Raw genomic sequence first — 17,556 nt, forward strand, 5'->3', positions numbered from 1 at the left:
CAACTGCATCGATCAAGTCGGGCCCGTCGAACGCCGCGACCCGTGTGGAGGACGCCCTCAGGACGCCTCAGGCGCTCCTGTCGCGGCCCGAGATCAGCCGGAGCTGCGCCGGTGGGCGGGCCGCCAGGGCGGCGGCGACCTTGCCCTCGAGTTCCCCGACGCGGAACGGCTTCAGCACGATCGCGTCGGTGCCGACGGCGCCGGCCTTGGTCAGGGCGCTGGTGTCGGCGAAGCCGGTGACGAACAGGACCGGCAGCGCCGGCCAGCGCTTCCGGACCTCCAGGGCCGTCTCGGCCCCGTTCATGCCCGGCATGGCGAAGTCCATCACGACGAGGTCGACGCCCGGATCCGCCTCCAGGGCGGCCAGCGCCTGGAGGCCGGAGGCCGCCTCGCGCACCGCGTAGCCGGCCTCGATCAGGCGGGTCGTCGTCACCTCGCGCACCTCGGCGTCGTCGTCGACCACCAGGAGCCGGGGGCCGCCTCCGGGCGAGTGCGCCCGCGCGGCCTCGGCCGCGACCGGCAGGCGGGGCACGGCGCCCTCGGGCTCCGCGGCCCGGGGCAGGTAGACCTTGATCGAGGTGCCCTCGCCCGCGACCGTGTCGATGCGGATGCCGCCGCCGGACTGCTTGACGAAGCCGTAGACCTGGGCGAGCCCGAGACCCGACCCCTTGCCGACCTCCTTGGTGGTGAAGAACGGCTCGAACACCCGCGCCAGCACGTCCGGCGTCATCCCGGTGCCGGTGTCGCTCACCGCGACCATGACGTAGGCGCCGGGCGCCGGCTGCTCGGGCCGCGTCGGCGCCCCGGTGACGCTGACATTGGCGGTCTCGATGGCGAGCCGGCCGCCCACCGCCATCGCGTCGCGGGCGTTGATGGCGAGGTTCAGGATCACCAGCTCGATCTGGGTGGCGTCGACCAGGGCCGGCCACAGGTCGGGCTGGAGGGTCGTCTCGATCCGGACCGCGCCGCCGATCGAGCTCTGCAGCAGGTCGCGCATCGAGGCGACCGTCTGGTTGAGGCTGACCGGCGTCGGCTCCAGGCGCTGGCGGCGGGAGAAGGCGAGGAGCTGCGCGGTGAGCCGGGCGCCGCGCTCGGCGGCCCCGCGCATCATGGCGAGGCGGCGCTTCGAGCGCGCGTCGGAGACGGCCTTCTCCAGGAACTCGATGTTGCCGGCGATCACCGTCAGCAGGTTGTTGAAGTCGTGCGCGACGCCGCTCGTGAGCTGGCCGACCGCGTCCAGGCGCTGGGCGAGCCGCAGGGCGTCCTCCGCCCGCTCCCGCTCGACGATCTGGGCCTGGAGGGCCTCGTTCGCCGCGGCGAGTTCCCGGGTCCGCTCGGCGATGCGCACCTCCAGCGTCTCGTTGAGCGCCTGCAGGGCGGCCTCGGCCTCGCGCTTGTCGGCGCGCGCCCGCGCCTCGGCGAGCGCGCGGACGATCGTGCGCGGCATGCGGTCGAGGCGCTGCTTGACGACGTAGTCAGTGGCGCCGTTCTTCAGGGCCTCGACCGCGACATCCTCGCCGAGCGTGCCCGAGCAGAAGATGAACGGCGTGTCGGGGCACTGCGCCCGGGCGATGCCGAGGGCACTCACGCCGTCGAAGGTCGGCAGGACGTAGTCCGCCAGGATGAGGTCGTGCCGGCCGGCGACCGCCGCGCGGGCGAAGGCGTCGCGGGTCATCACCCGCTCGATCGCGACCGGGTGCCCGAGGCTCTCCAGCTCGGCCTCGATCAGCTCGGCGTCGAGGTCGCTGTCCTCCAGGTGGAGGATGCGCAGCGGCCCCGCGGAAGGTCCGATCACGCGTTCGATGGCCAGCCTCCCCGGTACGGCGGCGGCTCGTTGAGGAGGGCCCAGAAGACGCCGATCTCCTTGATCGCCGCGAAGAACTCCTCGAAGGCGACCGGCTTCACCACGAAGGCGTTCACCCCGAGATCGTAGGAGCGCACCAGGTCGGTCTCCTCGCGGGACGAGGTCAGCATCACCACCGGCACCTGGCGGGTGACCGGGTCCCCCTTGATCTTGGCGAGCACCTCCAGGCCGTCGACCTTCGGCAGCTTGAGGTCGAGCAGGACCACCGCGGGATCCTGGGCCTGCCGCTTCTCGTGCACGCCCCGCCGGTAGATGAAGTCGAGGGCCTCGGCGCCGTCGCGGCAGATGACGATCTCGTTGGCGAGCTGGCTCGATTCGAGCGCCGCCAGCGTCAGCTCGATGTCGTTCGGATTGTCCTCGACCAGGAGGATGGGCTTCAGTCCCGCCATCAGTGCGCCTCCTCCCGGATGGGCAGGGTGAAGTAGAAGGTGGCGCCCTCGCCGAGCTTGCCCTCGGCCCAGGTCCGCCCGCCGTGGCGCTCGACGATGCGCCGGACATTGGCGAGGCCGATGCCGGTGCCCTCGAACTCCTCGACCCGGTGCAGCCGCTGGAAGACGCCGAACAGCTTGTCGACGTAGGCCATGTCGAACCCGGCGCCGTTGTCGCGCACGAAGTAGACCGCCTCGCCCTCCCGGGGCGGGAGGCTGCCCATCGCGATCACCGCCTCCGGGGTGCCGCGGGTGTACTTCACGGCGTTCGACAGCAGGTTCTCGATGACGAGCCGCAGCATGACGGGGTCGGCATAGGCGCGGCCCAGCGGCGCGATCTCCCAGCGGAGGGTCCGGTCGGGGGTGACGTCGCGCAGAACCTTCCGGCGGACCTCCTCGACCAGGGCGTTCATGTCGCCCCAGACCTTGTTGAGGGCGTGCCGGCCCATCTGCGAGAAGCTCAGGAGGCTGTCGACCAGGGTGCCGGCCGAGAAGGCCGCCTCGATGATCGTCTCCACGTAGTGCCGGCCCTTGTCGGAGAGCTGGGCGCCCTCGCGGGTCTTGAGCAGGTTCGCGTAGCCGACGATGTGGCGGAACGGCGCGCGCAGGTCGTGGCTGACCGAGTACGAGAACGCCTCCAGCTCCTTGTTCGAGCGCTGCAGCTCCTCGCTCATGGCGGCGAGCTCCTCGGCCCGGCGGAGCACGATGCCGAGCACCGAGGCGCGCAGGTCCTTGGCGGCCTCCACCTCCGGGTCGGACCAGGGCAGGGAGCGGCCCTGCACGGTCTCCTTCCAGATCTCGAACGACTTGCGCGGGTGCAGCCGGTCCGGTCCGCCCTCCGGATCGGGCCGGACGGCCTTCACGGGATTGCCGCCCCACTTCACCGTCCGCACGACCTCGGGCCTGAACCAGAGGATGTAGCTCGCGTACTTCTTCGAGACCGAGATCGCCAGGAGGCCGCTCGCCCGCTCGGCGAAGGCGGCGGCGGCCGGGAACGCCTCCGACAGGGCCTCGGAGACGAAGACCTCCTCGGAATCGTCGCGCTCGGACAGCCACCGGTAGAGGGCGCGGACCTCCCGCTCCGCCGGCGTCGCCCCGAGCAGCCGGCAGCGGTCCGCCGTCACCACCGCGGCGCCGGTCGCGTCCACCAGGGCCAGGACGTCGTCGGGGTGGTTGAGCAGGCCGTCGACGAAGCTGTCCTCCTCGGCCATGAACGCCAGGAGGCGCGCCTGCACGGCGCCGAGCGCCAGCCGCTTCTCGGACTGGGCGCCGCGCTCGCGGGCCGAGAGCTGCAGGGCGAAGATCTGGGTGAGCACGTCGCAGGCGTTGCGCGCCTGCAGGGGCACGCGCTTGGGCGTGCGGTTGTGGCAGGAGATCAGGCCCCAGAGGCCGCCGTCCACGAGGATCGACACCGACATGGACGCCATCGTGCCCATGTTGCGCATGTACTCGACATGGACCGGCGAGACCGAGCGCAGCACCGACTGGCTGAGGTCCAGCGGCTTGCCGGAGGGCGTGGTGGCCGGCCGGATCGGCACGGGGACGTAGCCGGCATCGGGGATGATGCGCAGGCGGTTCCGGCGGTAGAGCTCGCGCGCCTGGACGGGGATGTCGGAGGCGGGGAAGCGCAGGTCGAGGTAGGAGGGCAGGACGCCGTTGCCGGCCTCCGCCAGCACCGTGCCGTGCCAGTCGCGGTCGAACCGGTAGACCAGGGCGCGGTCGAGGCCGGTGATCTGGCGGATGTCCTCGGCGACGAACCGGCAGAGGTCCTCGACGGTGCGGGCGGTCTGCAGGCGCTCGACGAAGGCCCGCAGGCGCGGGGTGAGCACGTCGACGCCGATCTCGGCCGCGGCCGCGTCGATCTCCTCCAGTTCCAGCACGACGAGATCGTCGACCCGGTGAGCCGCGACCTCGTAGGCCTGACGGCCGCCGCCGGTCTCCAGCGTCACGGTCCGGAGATAGAGGGCGCCGTCCTGGGGCTCGGCCGCCGCGAGATGGTGGCGGACGACGGCCGCGAGGTCGGGCAGGGCCGCGTCGAGCACGGTTCCGACCGTAGCCGCCGCGGGGGCGTTGGCGCTCGCCTGGACGATGGTGAGGGACCGGGCCTCGAGGCCGAGCAGGAACCCGTGCGGCTGGACGCTGCCGACGATGTGGATGGGCTCGCGATCGCACGCGCTCAGGTCGAGACGCGGGGCCGCGCCGCTTCGAAGGTTCAAGCCGGGATTCGCCTCCTCACCGGGTCAGTCGCAGAGTTTAACGCGTGTTAACAGCCGAACCGGGCCGCTCCTATAGGCTTAAAGCACGGGTCGGGACGGCCCGCCCCGTCCGCGCGCGCCGTCCGGGCCGGGCTCAGGAGGCGGGAGCCGTCTCATCCGCCTCGCGCGCGCGACGCCAGGTCGCACGGCGGGGCTCCGGCGATGCCCCAGGGCGCCGAGCCTGCGGGGAGCGGCACCCCTGGGGTCTGGATCGCGAGATCCGGGCCGCGCGAACGATCGGGACCCGCGCTCGGCTCGCCGGCGGCGGGGGACGCCGCGCCGTCAGCCGCGCCCCAGCGCGTAGAATTCCGGGTTGGGGCGCAGGCTGGTGACGTTCGCCAGCCGGTTCGACAGGCCGAAGAAGGCCGCGATGGCGGCGATGTCCCAGGCATCCGCGTCGTCGAATCCGTGAGCCCTGAGCGCCGCGAACGCGGCCTCCCCGACTTGGTGCGCGGACTGGCTGACCAGCATGGCGAAGTCGAGCATCGCCTTCTGCCGGTCGGTGATATCGGCCTTGCGGTAGTTGATCGCCACCTGATCGGCGATCAGCGGATCCTTGGCGCGGATCCGGAGGATCGCCCCGTGGGCGATCACGCAGTACTGGCACTGGTTGATGGCCGAGGTCGCCACGACGATCATCTCGCGCTCGGCCTTGGTCAGGTTGCCCGGCCTGTCCATGAGGGCGTCGTGGTAGGCGAAGAAGGCCCGGAACTCGTCCGGGCGGTGGGCCAGCACCAGGAACACGTTCGGGACGAAGCCGGACTTCTCCTGCACCGCCTCGATCCGCGCGCGGATGTCGTCCGGCAAGGTCTCCAGGCGGGGGATCGGGAAGCGGCCGATCGGGGCGTCTTCGGCTGACACGGGCGCGCTCCTCGCAGATCGTCGCAGATCGAGCCGGCGCCCGAGGCCGCCGGCCGTCCCGGTCAGCCGATAGACCGAACGGTCCCGCCGACGCAATCGAGCGGGGCCGCGAGCCGGACCGCGGACCGGACCGCGCGCTTACGACCGGAACAGCGCGAGACGCCGGTCTATTTCAGCAGCAGAACCGGGACGTGAATACCTTCGATCGCTCATGAGCGACGATCTTCGAGAATAACCGTTGCCGCTCGTGGCGCCGCGCGGGCCTGTATCGCCCCGTCACGGCGGGGACGAAGCCCGCGACGCGGAGCTTAGGGATCCACGCGTCTCGCTGACGGCGGTGCTTTCTCGCGGCCTCGACCTGACACGGCCCTCGCGATCGGCCTCAACTCTGCCCGAAAGCTTCCGTCCGGTCCGGCCGGGATTCGATGGCGCGCGACGGCGCGCCGCGGGGAGGACCGGTGTGCCGCGACGGAAGACGGTCTGGACGAAGCTGTCGCTGCCGCGGGGCGGCGGATCGAAGCCCGTGTCGCGCCCGGGCGAGCGGTGTCCGCGCCGGGACCCACCCTGGGCCGCGTAGGCCTCCGGACCTTCCGAAGCCCGCGCCGCCCCCGCACCGACGGATCCAACCAGCGAGCCCGACAGCCGTGCGAACCCCAGCCACGCCCCGCACCCCGCGCCTCGCCCTGCTGCTGCCGGCGCTCCTGCCAGCGTTCCTACCGGCGATCCTGTCGACGGCCCTGCCGCGTCCGGTCCGGGCCGACGACAGCGTCGCGGCCCTCGCGGCCGGCGGCCTCGTCCTGGAGAAGACGGACCGGATCGCCCTCGTCTCCGAGGACCTCTTCCTGTCCGAGAAGGCGGTGCGGATCGCCTACCGCTTCCACAACCTGACCGACCGGGACGTCGAGACGACGATCGCGTTCCCGATGCCCGACATATCCGGCGGTCCCGACGCGATGCTCAACATCGCCGACCCGAAGCACGACAACTTCCTCCGCTTCACCACCGAGGTCGACGGCCGGCCGGTCGACTCGCAGGTCGAGCAGCGCGCCTTCGTCACGCCGGCCGGCAAGCCGGAGGTCGAGGTGACCGGGCGGCTGAGGAGCCTCGGCATCCCCCTCGTCCCGACGGTCGAGGCCACCGAGGCCGCTCTGGCGGCCCTGAGCGAGGATCAGCGCCGCCGCCTCGTGGCCGACGGCCTCCTGGTGGCCCAGGAGATGGGCAACGGCACGACGAGCCTGTTCCCGGTCTGGACCCTGCGGTCGAAGTTCTGGCGCCGGCAGATCTTCCCGGCGGGACGCGACGTCGTCGTCCGGCAGAGCTACGTTCCGGGCCTCGGCGGCCTGTCCAGCCTGTCGTTCGGTACCGCGACCGAGGGCGCCGACGAGAGGGCCGAGTACGCGCGGAAATACTGCACGGACGCGGCCTTCCTGAAGGCGGCCCAGGCGCTCGCCCGCAGGGTCGAGGCGGCGGGCGGGCGGGGAATCCAGGCCTTCGAGCAGTACCTGTCCTACGTGATCACCTCCGGCGGCAACTGGGCCGGGCCGATCGGCACGTTCAAGCTGACCGTGGACAAGGGCGATCCCGCGACGCTCGTGTCGTTCTGCGGCACCGGCGTCCGCAAGACGGGCCCGACGACCTTCGAGAGCGTCGCGACGGATTACGTGCCCCGGCGCGACATCGACGTCCTGCTGCTCAAGACCACGGCGGGCCGATGAGCGGCGGCGTGCCACGCTGCCCGGATCCGGCGGGCCCGGCGGCCGGCCGCGACGACCCGGATCCCGCGCCGCGCAGACCCGACGGCCCGTGCCGGCCGAGATTGTACTGCCGATCACGTCCAGACCGCCACAGGAGGGATTCCGTGCGTATCCAAGCTCGTCCGGCGCGCCCGAGCGCGCGATCAGGCGTCCGATCGATCCTCCGACCGGGCCTCGTCGGCGCGCTCGCCGCGCTCGGCACCGTGGGCGCCCAGGCGGCGCCGGCCTGTCCCGCGCGGGACTTCCCGGGTTTCCTGGCCGCCTTCGCCGACGACGTCGCGGTCCAGAAGGCGTTCGTCGCCGTGCCCCTGCGCAGCGACACGATCGATCCCGAGGCCGAGCCCGAACCGAAGCCGGTGACGACGATGCTCGGCGCCGACGCGCTGCGCTTCCCGCTGATGCCGAGCCTCCGGACGCAGAAGACCGACGGCCTGAAACAGGCGCTGAGCGCCGCGGGGGCCGACGCGATGCGCGTCAAGCTGTTCAAGCCCGATACGGGCCTGCAGATCACCTACACGTTTCGCCGGGCGGCCTGCTGGACGCTCGTCAGGATCGAGGATGACAGCCTGTGAGCGCGGCCGTGCCGAGCACCCCGCGCGCGCATCGCGCGACCGCGCGGCCGCCGCGATGGCCGGCCGTGCTGCGCGTGCTGGCGCTCGGCCTCGGCGCGGGCGCGGGCGTCCCCTCCGCCCGGGCGGCCCCGGATTGCGCCGGGAATCGGGGCAGGGTCGAGACGCTGATCTGTGCCGACCCCGCCCTGACGCGGCTGGACGACGAACTCAGGCGCCTGTTCGACAGGATCGTGGGCGAGACACGCGGGGTCGACGGGGAGACCGGCCAGGCGATCGACACCTTCGGCGAGGACCACGCGCGCTGGCGCGCGCGGGTCCGCGACGCCTGCCCGGACACGGCCTGCCTGACGCGCGCCTACACCGCGCGGATCGCGCGGGTCCGGCGCGACTGGAGCCGGGCCTTGTCGGACACGCCCGCGCTGCGGCACGTGGTCAACGCCCGTTTCGGCTTCTCCGTCGACGTGCCCGCCGACCTCGTCGCGGAGCCACCGCCGGACAACGGCGACGGGCAGGCCTTCCACTCGGCCGACGGCCACCTGCAGCTGACGGTGTCGGGCCTGAACGCCGCGCGCGACCAGAATCTCGACGCCGTCGTGGCAGCGGATCGGCAGACCTGCCTGCGGCAGCCGCCCGAATACGCGGCGCGCAAGCCCGGCTGGATCGTGTTCTCCTGCACGACGGCGGCCGGAATCCTGTACCGGAAGACCCTCCTGGCGGGCGGCCGCGGCGGCGCCTTCGTCACCCTGCGCGTCCGCTACCCCGCGGCCGAGCAGGCGCGGTGGCGGGCGGCCGTCACCGCGGCCGCGACCTCGCTGCGCCCGACGGAACCGGCCCGGAGCACCCGCTGACGGCGCCCCGGGTCCCGGGCGCCTCCGGTCACCGCGAGAAGGTCGTGGCCGTCTGCGCGGTCGACACCATCATGTTGTAGTCGTTCACGATCCAGGTCACGTCGCGCCCGGCGCCGCGCCGGGCGTCGCCCTTGGCCTTGGCGAGCTTGGCGTCGAACTCGCGCAGCTTGCCCAGGAGCGCGCGCGGCCGGCTCTCGAACACGTGGAAGGAGTTCGGGTTGGCGGCGCTGTACCCGTCCATGTCCTTCACGGCGGCGGCGTAGCGCCCGAGCGCGGCCTCGAAGGCCGCCATCTCGACGACCGGCTCGGCGTCGGTGGGCAGCAGGTCCATGACCTTGCGGCACGCGGTCATCACGTTCGCGACGTGCCAGCGCGCCTTGCGACCCTCCCGCGCCTCGAGGGCGGCGAGTTCCAGCGCGTCGCTCTTCTCCTTCTCGACCCGCAGCGCGGCCTCGACCCTGGCGCGCGCCGCCAGGAAGGCCGGCCCCGCGACGGCGAGCTTGGCGTGGAGCGCCTTGCCCTGCTCCATCTTGTCCGCGCGGTAATCCTGCCGCTCGTAGTAGCCCTCCGCCTCGGTGACCGTCGGGGCGAGCGCCTGATAGGCGGCGATGTAGCTCTTCACGGCGCCGTCGAGGTCCGGCATCGCGGGCGGCTGCGCCGTCGCGGCCTCCGCCTTCGCGATCTCGCCGCGCACGTCGTAGAGCCCGTAGAGGCCGTAGATGGTCCGCTCGCGGCCGGTCGGGCCGGTCTTCATGTTGACCCAGCTCTGATAGCGGCTGAGCGATTCCTGCGCCCGCAGGGTCCGGTTGAGGAGGCCGACATAGGCGTTGAGCTTGCGGATCGTCTCCTGCGCGGGGTCGCTCTCGGGCTTGGTCGTCGGCCCCGCCGGCGACGGGGCGGGGGCCTGCGCGCGGGCCGGGGCGGCCGCGAGCAGCGCCGCCAGCATCAACCAAGTCGTCGTTCTCAGGGTCGTCGCTCTCATGGGCGCGGGGGATCCTCCGGATGGGTTGTTCCCGTGTAGCCGGCGATCTGCGCGAAGACCAGACGCGGGATCGGGTCGATCGCGCCCAATAGATCTCACGGGATCGACAGCGACCGTTTATCGGAGAGATCGACGATCACATCCCCGATCATCGCCACCGGGACGATGATCTCGCGCGATGTCGGAGGTCGAGGCCGGGAACGTCTATCGCGGCGTCCGGAAGCCCGCCCCCGGGGACCGGGCCGGGACAGCCGCTGGGCCGCATCGTCCGGTCGTCCCGGCGCGCCCGCGACGCCCCGCACCGGCGGCGCGATCCCGCCTCGTCCCGCGGAGGCGGATCGGGTAGAGGATCGGCCGATGCTCGACGGCCATCCCCGCATCCTGGCTGACCTGCGCGCCCGGCTGGCCGAGCCGCATCGCGTCTATCACGGCCAAGCGCATATCGACGCGCTCCTGGAGGCGTTCCGCGCCCGCCGCGGGACGGTCCGGGATCCCGACGCGGTGGAACTGGCGATCTGGTTCCACGACGCCGTCTACCGGCCGGGCGCCCCGGACAACGAGCGCCGCAGCGCCGCGCTCCTGCGGGCGCTGCTGGACGGCGCGGTCCCGGCGCCCGCGCTGGCGGCGGCCGAGACGATGATCCTGGCGACCGAGCGGCACGCCGTCCCGGACGGCCTGCCGGCCGCGCTCGCCGCGGACGTCGCGGTCTTCCTCGACATGGACATGGCGATCCTGGGGGCGGCGCCGGCCGCCTACGACGGCTACGCCGCCGGCGTGGCGCGGGAATTCGTCCCGTTCGTGGGCGCGGCCGCCTACCGGCGGGGGCGCGCGGCCTTCCTGCGGGGGACCCTCGAGTCCGGCCGGCCGCTGTTCGTCACCGACCGGGCCCGGGCCGAGCTGGAGGGGCCCGCGCGATCGAATATGCGGCGGGAGCTCGCGGCGCTGGACCGGTGACAGGCGACCCGGACCCGCGACCCGCACCCGGTCACGGCGCGATGAGGTGCGGCACGAACCGGGCCCGGTCGGTCGTGATGAGGCCGTCCGACTCGCGCAGGCACAGGCCGGCGGGCCGGTCGCCGACCATCCAGCTGCCGACCAGCGCGCGGCGGCCGTCGAAATCGGGCAGCGCGGCCAGGGCCTGCCGCACGTAGCCCTCGCCGCCGTAGGGACCCTCGTCGCGCGCCGCGACGGCGCCGTCGCGCACGATCAGCACGTTGGCGCCCTCGCGGCCGTAGAGGGGTTTCCTCACGAAGCTCCGGCCCAGCGCGGCCTTGGCCGGGTCCTCCTCGAAGAAGGCCGGCAGCAGGTTGGGATGGCCCGGCGCCATCGCCCAGAGATGGGCCAGCAGCCCCTTGTTGGAGAGCACCGCCTTCCAGGGCGGCTCCAGGAAGCGGGTCGCCGCCGCGCCGACCGCCCGGCCGAACGGGTCGGCGAACATCCACTCCCACGGGTAGAGCTTGAACAGGCAGCCGATCGGGATGCCGGCCGCGTCCACGAAGCGCCCGTCCTCCGCGAGCCCGATCGCCTCGACCGGCAGGAAGGGGGCGGGGCGGCCGGCCTGCAGCGCGCAGTCCTGGAGATAGGCCAGCGTGCCGCGATCCTCCGGCGCGTCGGGGAAGCCCGCGAAGGCGACGCCCTCCGGGGGCGCCACGGCGGCGAGGCGCGCCACCAGCGCCTCGTGCAGGGTGTTGAACTGATCGGCGCCGGCGGGGAGGCGTCCCCGCGCCAGCCCGTCCTCCAGCCACAGCCACTGGAAAACCGCGCTCTCGTAGAGGGCGGTGGGCGTGTCGGCGTTGTACTCCAGGAGCTTGGCCGGCCCGTCGCCGCCGTAGCTGAAGTCGAAGCGCCCGTACAGGCTGGGATCGCGCCGCGCCCAGCTCGCCCGGATCGCGTCCCAGGCGTGCTCCGGGATCCGCAGCGAGCGGAGGATCGCCGCGTCCCGGACCGCCCGGTCCACGAAGGCGAGGCAGAGGTCGTGCAGCGCGGCGCTCGGCGCCTCGATGGCGTCCTCGATCTCCGCGAGGCTGAAGGCGTAGTAGGCGCTCTCGTCCCAGTAGGGGGCGCCGTCGAACGTGTGGAAGGTGAAGCCGGCGCGCGCGGCGTGGAGCCGCCAGTCGGGCCGCTCCGGGATCGGCACGCGGCGCATCAGCCGCCGCCGAACCCGCCCGCGCGGCCGCCCGAGCCTCCGGAGAACGCCGTCGCCCGCCCGGTGCCGCCGAAGCCGCCGCGGCTGACCGTGCGCGGGGTCGTGCTCGTCGTCGTGCTCGTCGTGCTCGCGGTGCGGGCGACCGAGGCGGGGACGTGGACCCGCGAGGCGCCGCCCGCGTAGGCGACCCGGCCGCCCGCACCGGTGCAGTAGCCGCCCCTGTGCCCGGCCGTCGCGGTCCCGGCCTCGTCGCGCTCCTCCTCGGGCGCGTGCGGGTAGAGCGGCTGGACCGGCAGGTCCTGCGCGTCCGTCCGCCCCATCATGAAGGCGGCCATCACCGGCAGGTAGCGGCCGCGCGCGGCCTCCGTGACCTGCGCGCCCGGCGTGCAGCCGCCGGTCCCGTGGTGGCGCTGGCAATCGGCCTCGGTCTCGTAGCGCGGCGCCGTCGCCGCGTAGGTCTCCTGCGCGCTCGTGTAGGCGGCGATGCAGGCCTCGGCGCCGCGCAGCTGCTGGGCGATGCAGGCGCCGAGCGTCCCGTAGACGAGCGCCTCCTCCTCCCGCTGGGACGGGTCGAGGCCGCCGAGCGTCAGGGCGGCCGCGCCGGCGCCCGCGACCAGGACCAGAGACACGGCGGCCGAGCGCTTGGAGCGGCGGGCGGCGGCGAAGCCGGTCGCGGACCCGCCGGCGGCGCGGCCGGCAGCATCGGGGGCCGCGTCGGGAGCTGGCGCGGTCTCCGTCACCGGCCCCTCAATAGGTCATCGAGGCGGCGTTCACGACGCCCCCCGCCAGCGAGGCCGCGCCGAGGAGGATCGCGGCGGCGGCGCGGTCCTCCTCGATGCGCCGCGACAGGTCCGGCACCGCGAGGCGCACGAGCCAGTAGATCGCGATCTGGATCACGAGGGCGATCAGCCCCCAGACCAGGCAGTCGAGCAGGGACGCCGCGTTGTAGATGGCCACCGCCAGCGGCAGGGTGAAGCCGACCAGGCTCCCGCCCAGCGCGACGGCGGCCGCCGTCACGTCCCGGCGGATCAGCGCGAGCTCGTTGTGCGCGGTGGCGAGGGTGTAGATCAGCAGGTAGAGGCCGATCAGCCCGGCCGCGGTGCCGAGATAGAGCAGGAAGTCGGGCAGTCCGGAGACCAGGGTCACGCAAGACCCGCCGTCTCGCCGGCCCCGATCGTCGCGCGCGCCGCGACCGGACAGGTCTTCCGGTCGAATCGTCCGGCACGCGAAGCGGATGTCGGGGCTGATTGCTGCGCGCGGGACCGATTCACACGCGCGAATGCACGCAATTTCCCGCGCGGTGTCAAGCTTGTCGCGGATTTCAGAGGGTTAGACTGGCGGCAATACGCGCGAGGCCGGCCCGCGTCGGCGGGTCGGGCGCTACCAGACCAGCCGCTCGATCACCGCGTCCGGATGCACCGCCTGCCGGCCGAGCCATTCCGCCACGTCGCCCAGCCGGTGATGCGCGGCCGTGACGCCGAGTTCCTCCGCGTGGATGCCGCGGGCCACCAGCAGGCTCGCGAGGCCGAAGCCGCGGGCGCCGGCGATGTCGGTGCGGATCGCGTCGCCGATCGCCAAGACCCGTGCCGGATCCACCGCGGCCCCGGTGAGCGCCGCCCCCTTGGCGAGCGCCGCCTCGTAGACCGGGCGGTGCGGCTTGCCGGCGTACACCACGGGGCCGCCGATCTCCGCGTAGGCCGCCGCGAGCAGGCCCGCGCAGGGGATCAGGCGGTTGCCGCTCTCCACGACGAGATCGGGATTGGCGCAGATCATCGTCAGCCCGCGGGCGGCCAGGCGCTCCAGCTCCGGCCGGTAATCGTCCGGGGTCTCGCTGCGGTCGTCGAACAGGCCGGTGCAGACGACGAGGTCGGCCTCCGTCTCCGGGACGAGGCTGAGGTCGAGCCCCTGGAAGATGCCGAGGTCGCGCTCGGGACCGAGATGCCGGATCCGCGCGCCCGGGCGCGCGGCGATCAGGTCGTGGGTGAGGTCGCCCGAGGTCAGGATCGCGTCGTAGGCCTCCCGCGGCACGCCGAACCGGTCGAGGATGCGGCCGACGCCGTCGCCGGGCCGGGGCGCGTTCGAGACGAGGACGACCCGGCGCGGCCGCGCGCCCGGGAGGTCGCGGAACCGGATCAGCGCCTCGCCGGCGGCCCCGTGGGCCGTCTGGCCGTCGTGCAGCACGCCCCAGACGTCGCAGAGGATCAGGTCGTACCGGTCGGCGACCTCGGCGAGACCCTGGAGGGTCGGGATCGGTGCGGGGGTGCTGGTCATGGACGGTCCTGGATTCAAAAGGTCCGGGACCTTTTGTGGGGGCAGGGCAGAGCCCTGCGATACATCAGGGCCGCGCCCTGACAACCCGCCGGGGCGCGCGGCAGCCGGAAATCCCTCACGGGCGCCGCGCCGGTCCCAGCCGGTGCTCGGCGAAGAAGTCGAGCATCGCCCGGGACGCGTCGGGCCCCTCGGGATCCGTGTAGCTGCCGTCGGGGCGGCCGCCCGACCAGGCGTGGCCGGCGCCGCGCACCCGCCAATCCTCGACCACGACCCGGCCCGCCTCGTCCCGGTAGCGGGTGCGGGTGAAGGGATGGCCGCGGCCCTCGAACGTCTCCGACCGGGGCGTCAGCCCGGCGACCTTGGCCTGGGCGAGCACCTGGTCGGCGTTGCGCACGCTCACCGTGCCGTCGTCCTCGCCGTGGAAGATGATCGTCGGGACGCGGGCGGCGGGCGCGGGGGTGCCGAAGGCGGTCGGAGCGCCGAGGCCCGGTGCACCGACCTGCATGGCCATCAGCGCCGAGCCGAGATCCCGGGCGCAGCCGGCCGCGAGGCCCGAATGCACGCCGACGGCGGCGTAGAGATCCGGGTAGGCGCGGGCGATGTTGAGGGCGGCGGCGCCCCCCGCCGACAGGCCGGCGATGTAGACCCGGGCCGGGTCGATCGCGTGCTCCGCCATGATCGCGCGGGTGAGGCCCGCGATGATGGCCGGCTCGCCCGCGCCGCGGCCCTGGTCCCGGGGCTCGTACCAGTTCCAGCAGCGCTGGGCGTGGGCCTGGCGGCTCTGGGCCGGGTAGGCCACGAACACGCCGGCGCGCTCGGCGAGGGTGTTCATGCCGGTGCCGGCGGCGAAATCGTCCGGATTCTGCGTGCAGCCGTGCAGCATCACGATCAGCGGCGCCGGCCGGTCGGGGTGGCTCGGGATGAACAGCTTGTACTCGCGGGTGCCGGCGGGCTCGGCGTGGGTCAGCGCCACGAAGCGGCCCCCGGTCCCGCCCGCCCGGTCGGCGGGCGGCGGGGCCGGCGGCCGCAGCGGGTTGCCCAGGCCCTTCAGCACCGGCGCGAGCCCGCGCACGACCTGCCCCACCACCTCGCGCATCCGCGTCCCGGACTCCGCCGCGGGATTCCGCGTCTCGGCGGCAGGCTGCGGCGCGGCCGACGGATCGGCGGGCGGGGGCTTCTGACCCCCGAGGCTGCGCTGGATGAGGGCGGTCGCCTCCTCGAGCCGGCCCAGGCCGGTCAGGCGGGTGGCCTCGATCATGTCGGCGAAGGGTGACGGGCCGGTCCTGTCGTCGCGCTGTCCGTCGCGACTGCCGAAATCCTCGGTCATGCGTGCGCGCCTCACTGCCTCAGCATCTCCGTCACGGCCGGACCCGGCACGCCCGTGCCACCGCGTGGACCAGCCCCCGCCATCCCGAGAGATGGTGCGCCGACGGCGTTTTGTGCATTGCACTAAACGCCCCTGTGCGATGCGGCAACAGCCGGTGCCGCGCACGGAGCGGGGGCTCTGGCGGGCGGATCAGACCGGATCGTCCGCGCCGATGTAGTCGGCCCAGATCGCGGCGGGACCGAGGCTCGCGCGGAAGCTGTCGTGGCGGGCGCGCTCCGCATCCGTAAGGCGGCTGCGGTAGGGACGGGGTGCCGCCGGGGCCGCCGCCAGGGCGGTCGATCCGGCCGCCGGGGCAGCCTTCTCGGCCTCCAGGAGCCCGAGGCTGGTCTGCTTGCCGCCGAGCAGCTCGACGTAGACCTCGGCCAGGATCTGCGCGTCGAGGAGCGCCCCGTGCTTGGTCCGCCGGGTGTTGTCGATGCCGTAGCGGGCGCAGAGGGCGTCGAGGTTGTTGGCCGCGCCCGGGTGCTTGCGCCGGGCCATCGGCAGGGTGTCGACCACGTCCTCCAGCTGGATCGGCGGCGGGGCGTTCGCGCCGAGCCGGGCGTATTCCATGTTGAGGAAGCCGACGTCGAAGGGCGCGTTGTGGATGACGAGCCGCCCGTCGGCCAGGAACGCCAGCAACTCGCCGACGATCTCGGCGAAGACCGGCTTGTCGGCGAGGAACGCGTCGGACAGGCCGTGGACGTTGAACGCGCCCTCGGAGACCGGGCGCTGCGGGTTGCAGTAGCGGTGGAAGGTCCGGCCGGTGGGGATGTGGTTGAGGAGCTCCACCGCGCCGATCTCGATCAGCCGGTCGCCTCCCTTCGCCTCCGTGCCGGTGGTCTCGGTGTCGAGGACGATCTCGCGCAGCATGGGTCTCGCGGCTCGCGGGGATGGGGACGGACCCTAGCCGGATAAGCCCGGACGGTTAACCCGCCCTGCACGGCCGTCCCCGTCCATCGCCCGTCGGCCGCCCCGCCTAGCGGGAGGTGTTGCGGTAGACGCAGACCGGCCCCCGGTCCTCGTAGCCGCCCGGGCAGGCGGTGACGCAGGCACCGGCCGCGAACTTCTTCGGCGGCGGGCAGCGGGCGGCGTACTGGGCCTGCGCGGGCACGGCCGCCAGCAGCGCGAGGAGGGTTGCGGCCCGGATGCCGCCTGACCGAACGCGATCGATCCCGCCCCAGCGCCGCGCCATCACGTCCATCCCGCAGTTCGTGTTCCCCCCGGAACGCAACCGCAGATATTCAATCCGCCCAGCGCGTCATCCGTTGCCGGCGTGCGGCTTCGCACGGGGCGTTGTCAGGCGCTCGACGATCCGCGCCACCTCGGCCTCGGCGGCGGGGAAACCCCGGCCCGTGTCGATGACGAAATCCGCCCGGGCGCGCTTCTCGGCGTCGGGCATCTGCTTGGCGAGGATCGCCGCGAGGGCCGCCTCGGTCATGCCGGGTCGGGCGAGCACCCGTTCGCGCTGGATCTCGGGCGGGGCGCTCACCACCGCGACCGCGTCGCAGCGGTCCTCGCCGCCGGTCTCGTAGAGGAGCGGGACGTCGAGGACGACCAGCGCCGCCGCCGCGTGCCGCGCCAGGAATTCCGCGCTGGCCGCCCGGACCAGGGGATGCACGATGGCCTCCAGCGCCGCCATCCGGTCCGGCGAACCGAGCACCGCGGCGCGCAGCCGCGCCCGGTCGACGCCGCCGTCCGCGCCGAGCACGCCGGGAAAGGCCGCGCCGATCGCCGCCGCGGCCGCGCCGCCCGGCCCGTAGAGGGCGTGGACGGCGGCGTCGGCGTCGTGGACCGGGACGCCGCGCTCCGCGAACATCCGGGCCGTGGCCGACTTGCCCATGCCGATCGAGCCCGTGAGCCCGAGGATGACGGGTCCGGATCCGGCCGTCGGCATCATCCAGCGAGGTCCGCCACGATCCGGTCGCGCAGCTCCGGGGTGACGCGGGGGCGCGGGCCGAACCACGCCTCGAAACCCGGCACCGCCTGGTGCAGCAGCATGCCGAGCCCGTCCACGGCGGCGAGCCCCCGCCGGCGCGCCGCCGCCAGGAGCGCCGTCTCCAGGGGCGCGTAGACGATGTCGGCCACGGCCGCGTCCGCCGGCAGGGGCGACAGGTCGACGGCGAGGGGCGGCTGGCCCTTCATGCCCAGGGACGTGGTGTTGACGAGGAGGCCGGTCCCGGGAAGCGCCGCCGGCAGGTCGTCCCAG

The 17,556-nt window shown here is 73.7% G+C and carries 17 protein-coding genes and 1 pseudogene; 4 read left to right on the forward strand and 14 right to left on the reverse strand.

What is annotated here, in order from left to right; all coding sequences use genetic code 11:
* Positions 1 to 67: 67 nt before the first annotated feature.
* The 4 genes from ME121_RS26615 to ME121_RS26630 all read right to left on the reverse strand — a co-directional run bounded on the left by ME121_RS26615 (position 68) and on the right by ME121_RS26630 (position 5,408).
* Positions 68 to 1,795 (reverse strand): hybrid sensor histidine kinase/response regulator, encoded by a 1,728-nt coding sequence (locus ME121_RS26615; protein ID WP_053622611.1) that lies wholly within the window; start codon positions 1,793 to 1,795, stop codon positions 68 to 70.
* Positions 1,792 to 2,253 carry a response regulator gene (locus tag ME121_RS26620; RefSeq protein ID WP_012321190.1) on the reverse strand — a complete coding sequence of 154 codons (462 nt, stop codon included), beginning with the start codon at positions 2,251 to 2,253 and terminating at the stop codon, positions 1,792 to 1,794. The genes ME121_RS26615 and ME121_RS26620 overlap by 4 nt, the downstream gene beginning before the upstream one ends.
* Positions 2,253 to 4,508, reverse strand: coding sequence for an ATP-binding protein (locus ME121_RS26625; protein WP_059409906.1), 2,256 nt, complete (start codon positions 4,506 to 4,508; stop codon positions 2,253 to 2,255). Before ME121_RS26625 ends, ME121_RS26620 begins: the two co-directional genes overlap by 1 nt.
* 321 nt (positions 4,509 to 4,829) lie before the next feature.
* Complete coding sequence (locus ME121_RS26630; protein WP_012321192.1) at positions 4,830 to 5,408, reverse strand: peroxidase-related enzyme; 579 nt, start codon at positions 5,406 to 5,408, stop codon at positions 4,830 to 4,832.
* Positions 5,409 to 6,052: 644 nt separating this feature from the next.
* On the opposite strand from ME121_RS26630, the gene ME121_RS26635 reads away from it, so the two are divergent.
* From ME121_RS26635 to ME121_RS26645, 3 genes are all read left to right on the forward strand, one after another.
* Positions 6,053 to 7,123: a DUF4424 domain-containing protein gene (locus ME121_RS26635; protein WP_059409907.1), complete on the forward strand. Its 1,071-nt coding sequence runs from the start codon at positions 6,053 to 6,055 to the stop codon at positions 7,121 to 7,123.
* 143 nt (positions 7,124 to 7,266) lie between these two features.
* A complete protein-coding gene (locus tag ME121_RS26640) occupies positions 7,267 to 7,734 on the forward strand; it encodes a hypothetical protein (protein WP_024828875.1) in 468 nt (155 codons plus the stop codon).
* An 8-nt stretch (positions 7,735 to 7,742) separates the two neighbouring features.
* The gene (locus ME121_RS26645; RefSeq protein WP_143739262.1) at positions 7,743 to 8,582 is read left to right on the forward strand and encodes a lysozyme inhibitor LprI family protein; all 840 of its coding nucleotides are present in this window, start codon (positions 7,743 to 7,745) and stop codon (positions 8,580 to 8,582) included.
* A 28-nt stretch (positions 8,583 to 8,610) separates the two neighbouring features.
* Here the strand turns inward: ME121_RS26645 and ME121_RS26650 are convergent, their stop codons facing one another.
* Positions 8,611 to 9,564, reverse strand: coding sequence for a YiiG family protein (locus tag ME121_RS26650; RefSeq protein ID WP_012321196.1), 954 nt, complete (start codon positions 9,562 to 9,564; stop codon positions 8,611 to 8,613).
* Between the two features lie 357 nt (positions 9,565 to 9,921).
* Between ME121_RS26650 and ME121_RS26655 the strand changes: the two genes are divergently transcribed.
* Positions 9,922 to 10,518, forward strand: a complete 597-nt coding sequence (locus ME121_RS26655) for an HD domain-containing protein (RefSeq protein WP_012321197.1) — start codon at positions 9,922 to 9,924, stop codon at positions 10,516 to 10,518.
* 31 nt (positions 10,519 to 10,549) lie between these two features.
* On the opposite strand, the gene ME121_RS26660 is transcribed toward ME121_RS26655, so the two are convergent.
* The 9 genes and pseudogenes from ME121_RS26660 to ME121_RS26700 all read right to left on the reverse strand — a co-directional run.
* Positions 10,550 to 11,710: a glutathionylspermidine synthase family protein gene (locus ME121_RS26660; RefSeq protein WP_058606566.1), complete on the reverse strand. Its 1,161-nt coding sequence runs from the start codon at positions 11,708 to 11,710 to the stop codon at positions 10,550 to 10,552.
* The gene (locus ME121_RS26665; protein ID WP_024828872.1) at positions 11,710 to 12,450 is read right to left on the reverse strand and encodes a DUF1190 domain-containing protein; all 741 of its coding nucleotides are present in this window, start codon (positions 12,448 to 12,450) and stop codon (positions 11,710 to 11,712) included. The genes ME121_RS26660 and ME121_RS26665 overlap by 1 nt, the downstream gene beginning before the upstream one ends.
* 7 nt (positions 12,451 to 12,457) lie before the next feature.
* The gene (locus ME121_RS26670; RefSeq protein ID WP_012321200.1) at positions 12,458 to 12,856 is read right to left on the reverse strand and encodes a DUF350 domain-containing protein; all 399 of its coding nucleotides are present in this window, start codon (positions 12,854 to 12,856) and stop codon (positions 12,458 to 12,460) included.
* Positions 12,857 to 13,090: 234 nt separating this feature from the next.
* Positions 13,091 to 13,981, reverse strand: a complete 891-nt coding sequence (locus ME121_RS26675; protein WP_012321201.1) for a TIGR01459 family HAD-type hydrolase — start codon at positions 13,979 to 13,981, stop codon at positions 13,091 to 13,093.
* A gap of 115 nt (positions 13,982 to 14,096) precedes the next feature.
* The gene (locus tag ME121_RS26680) at positions 14,097 to 15,308 is read right to left on the reverse strand and encodes an extracellular catalytic domain type 1 short-chain-length polyhydroxyalkanoate depolymerase (RefSeq protein WP_012321202.1); all 1,212 of its coding nucleotides are present in this window, start codon (positions 15,306 to 15,308) and stop codon (positions 14,097 to 14,099) included.
* A 189-nt stretch (positions 15,309 to 15,497) separates the two neighbouring features.
* Complete coding sequence (dnaQ, locus tag ME121_RS26685; RefSeq protein WP_012321203.1) at positions 15,498 to 16,220, reverse strand: DNA polymerase III subunit epsilon; 723 nt, start codon at positions 16,218 to 16,220, stop codon at positions 15,498 to 15,500.
* A gap of 106 nt (positions 16,221 to 16,326) precedes the next feature.
* Positions 16,327 to 16,551, reverse strand: coding sequence for a hypothetical protein (locus ME121_RS26690; protein ID WP_203112517.1), 225 nt, complete (start codon positions 16,549 to 16,551; stop codon positions 16,327 to 16,329).
* 57 nt (positions 16,552 to 16,608) lie between these two features.
* Positions 16,609 to 17,247, reverse strand: coding sequence for a dephospho-CoA kinase (gene coaE / locus ME121_RS26695; RefSeq protein WP_012321205.1), 639 nt, complete (start codon positions 17,245 to 17,247; stop codon positions 16,609 to 16,611).
* Positions 17,244 to 17,556 (reverse strand): annotated as a pseudogene (locus ME121_RS26700) (shikimate dehydrogenase); the annotation flags it as partial. The gene coaE and the pseudogene ME121_RS26700, both read right to left, overlap by 4 nt.

Source organism: Methylobacterium sp. ME121 (genome assembly GCF_000974725.1).
Lineage (GTDB): Bacteria > Pseudomonadota > Alphaproteobacteria > Rhizobiales > Beijerinckiaceae > Methylobacterium > Methylobacterium radiotolerans.

What these genes read in the sequence shown, in the direction of transcription:
- ME121_RS26680 (WP_012321202.1), bottom strand. Translation starts at nt 15,308, where the DNA reads ATGACCGAGGATTTCGGCAGTCGCGACGGACAGCGCGACGACAGGACC.
- dnaQ (WP_012321203.1), bottom strand. Translation starts at nt 16,220, where the DNA reads ATGCTGCGCGAGATCGTCCTCGACACCGAGACCACCGGCACGGAGGCG.
- ME121_RS26655 (WP_012321197.1), top strand. Translation starts at nt 9,922, where the DNA reads ATGCTCGACGGCCATCCCCGCATCCTGGCTGACCTGCGCGCCCGGCTG.
- ME121_RS26620 (WP_012321190.1), bottom strand. Translation starts at nt 2,253, where the DNA reads ATGGCGGGACTGAAGCCCATCCTCCTGGTCGAGGACAATCCGAACGAC.
- ME121_RS26675 (WP_012321201.1), bottom strand. Translation starts at nt 13,981, where the DNA reads ATGACCAGCACCCCCGCACCGATCCCGACCCTCCAGGGTCTCGCCGAG.
- ME121_RS26660 (WP_058606566.1), bottom strand. Translation starts at nt 11,710, where the DNA reads ATGCGCCGCGTGCCGATCCCGGAGCGGCCCGACTGGCGGCTCCACGCC.
- ME121_RS26690 (WP_203112517.1), bottom strand. Translation starts at nt 16,551, where the DNA reads ATGGACGTGATGGCGCGGCGCTGGGGCGGGATCGATCGCGTTCGGTCA.
- coaE (WP_012321205.1), bottom strand. Translation starts at nt 17,247, where the DNA reads ATGATGCCGACGGCCGGATCCGGACCCGTCATCCTCGGGCTCACGGGC.
- ME121_RS26650 (WP_012321196.1), bottom strand. Translation starts at nt 9,564, where the DNA reads ATGAGAGCGACGACCCTGAGAACGACGACTTGGTTGATGCTGGCGGCG.